Origin of the sequence: Butyrivibrio sp. (assembly GCF_017940685.1) — a bacterium.
Classification (GTDB): Bacteria; Bacillota; Clostridia; order Lachnospirales; family Lachnospiraceae; genus Butyrivibrio.
The window spans coordinates 1-1,947 of sequence record NZ_JAGAYD010000202.1; the positions used below are offsets into that span (position 1 = coordinate 1).

The 1,947-nt window shown below is 42.1% G+C and carries 3 protein-coding genes; all 3 read right to left on the bottom strand.

The window, feature by feature from the left end; all coding sequences use genetic code 11:
* Nucleotides 1-313: 313 nt before the first annotated feature.
* The 3 genes from J6I68_RS12545 to J6I68_RS12555 all read right to left on the bottom strand — a co-directional run bounded on the left by J6I68_RS12545 (nucleotide 314) and on the right by J6I68_RS12555 (nucleotide 1,820).
* Nucleotides 314-811 carry a hypothetical protein gene (locus J6I68_RS12545; protein WP_292220789.1) on the bottom strand — a complete coding sequence of 166 codons (498 nt, stop codon included), beginning with the start codon at nucleotides 809-811 and terminating at the stop codon, nucleotides 314-316.
* A complete protein-coding gene (locus J6I68_RS12550; RefSeq protein WP_292220791.1) occupies nucleotides 811-1,341 on the bottom strand; it encodes a hypothetical protein in 531 nt (176 codons plus the stop codon). Before J6I68_RS12550 ends, J6I68_RS12545 begins: the two co-directional genes overlap by 1 nt.
* Nucleotides 1,342-1,523: 182 nt before the next feature.
* Nucleotides 1,524-1,820 carry a type II toxin-antitoxin system RelE/ParE family toxin gene (locus tag J6I68_RS12555; protein ID WP_292220793.1) on the bottom strand — a complete coding sequence of 99 codons (297 nt, stop codon included), beginning with the start codon at nucleotides 1,818-1,820 and terminating at the stop codon, nucleotides 1,524-1,526.
* Nucleotides 1,821-1,947 lie beyond the last annotated feature (127 nt).

Below are 1,947 nucleotides of genomic sequence, written 5' to 3' on the forward strand. Positions count from 1 at the left end.
CCTCCATCAAGTACAAGAGCTTAATCAACTTAGACTTGCTCAAGTCCTCGACATGGTAGGCCAGATACAATATAGCATGACCTAACTTCCGCTTACTATCCTCAGAGAACTTCTTCATGCTAATACCAATTTCGCTGCAAAAATACGGATTTATTCTGAATAATCCAAATTTCGGGGCGGATTTTCACTTTAGGCTGCCCCTTGCCAGCTACTATGCTCCTCCAGGGAGGGGCTTACCCTCACATGGGGTTAGCATAAAATCGTTTAGGGTCACATCGGGGGATGTGACCGGGGTATAGGATAATGTTTGTTTTTAAAGTATTGTAGTAGTTTCTTCTAAGTCTTTGGCAGGATTCTCAATTATCTCCTCCACGATACCAGAGAGATAGGTCTGAAGAGCAAGAATCTCCATCGGAGTTGGTTCACCGTCTTTATTCTTGTAAACCTGATTGTCTTCGGATAGCATCATCTGGATTCCTGCATGGCCAGGATGCTTGTCTGTATATTTTGAAATAACTTCTAATAGCTCATGCTTCCTTATCTTACTGACCTTCAAGGATGCCAGTCCCCAGAAAGTCTCGCCGTCAGCAAACCACATTTTGATTTTCTCTCCATTTGACAGAGCCTCGTCTAAGGAACTGTACTTGGCCCTCTCAACAGATATATAAGACTCATTCTTACGGAAAAGTTTGAAACAGTCAGGTGATACACCAGTAACCTCATTATAGCCAAGTGGAGAGGATATCATACGATAAACAATCTCATTATCTGCCACATGGGATTTTTCTTGGTCCATTTGTTGATCAGACATCACTTCTTCAGCTTCTTTAACTGGTTATAATACTCCTTGACAGACTTGACATCGTCGGTGGTACCTCTTCCCATCTTGGTATATGTTGTCGCCGTATTGACAATAGAATAGGTGAACTCACTCTTGCCAATATCAACAGATGAGGTGATGTCGTTAAGAATCAACTTCAGCATCAGTGTTGAATGATCGGTAAGATAGATTGAGGCCTTGGATATTAACGATTCGTCCCTACACGCATCGACAAAGACAAAGGCGTTATCAAAAGTATCTCCATGCGGTCTTGCTTTAAGCCCTGTCTTTCGTTGAAGTTCCCGAATCTGTCTCTGCAACTCAAACACCGGCCTTACCTGCATGTCGCGCTCTGCGCTCAGGATAATACGATGTCCTAACTCATAGCGTAAGGCAGCGCTTATATTTTGGTCGGTTATGTACGCAAGCATACCGTCCAAGGGGTCTTGAGGTCTAACTGCTACAGGTTCTGCAACAGATAAACTCTGACTTTCAGATTGTGAGCATTTCTTGTCGTCCATAACTAATCTCCTCTTTTTCTGGGGCAAAGATAGATATTTATTCTGAATAATCCAAATTTCGGAGTGGATTTTCTATTTCCTCTGTCTTCAATCTTCTTGCCATAACCTCCTATTTTAGAATCATGGCACAAAGGTAACGACTAATTCCGACACCACCTAAAAAGGGGTTGGATGCTTACTTTTTACTTGAAATACCTATCCTCCGGACTTGTTTCACAAGAGAAGATATCGACTATAAGCACTTCTTTTTCACGAATCTGATATTCGATGCCAAAGCGTTCCACAAACAATAATCTAACACCAGGAAAGTTAGTCAAACGCCCTATCTCTGGCATGGTCTTCAACAGCCCTATCTGTTTATGAATCATCTTCATAAGCTTCTTACTGAACTTATCGCTTCCATTACGCTCATCATAAAAAGACAGGATTGCCTCCAAATCTTCTACAAACTGAGAAGAATAATTAATCTCTAAAGCCATTTTGCAAAACGCTCTTTAAAGTCTGACTCCGACAAACACTTGCCCTCCTCCATATCGCGCTCCGCCCTGACAACAGCTTCCCTCATATTCTTGGTCAGCATAATCCTGCCAACTTCGTCAGTCTTGA

Coding starts and splice junctions, on each gene's coding strand:
- J6I68_RS12555 (WP_292220793.1), bottom strand. CDS start 1,820: ATGGCTTTAGAGATTAATTATTCTTCTCAGTTTGTAGAAGATTTGGAG.
- J6I68_RS12545 (WP_292220789.1), bottom strand. CDS start 811: ATGTCTGATCAACAAATGGACCAAGAAAAATCCCATGTGGCAGATAAT.
- J6I68_RS12550 (WP_292220791.1), bottom strand. CDS start 1,341: ATGGACGACAAGAAATGCTCACAATCTGAAAGTCAGAGTTTATCTGTT.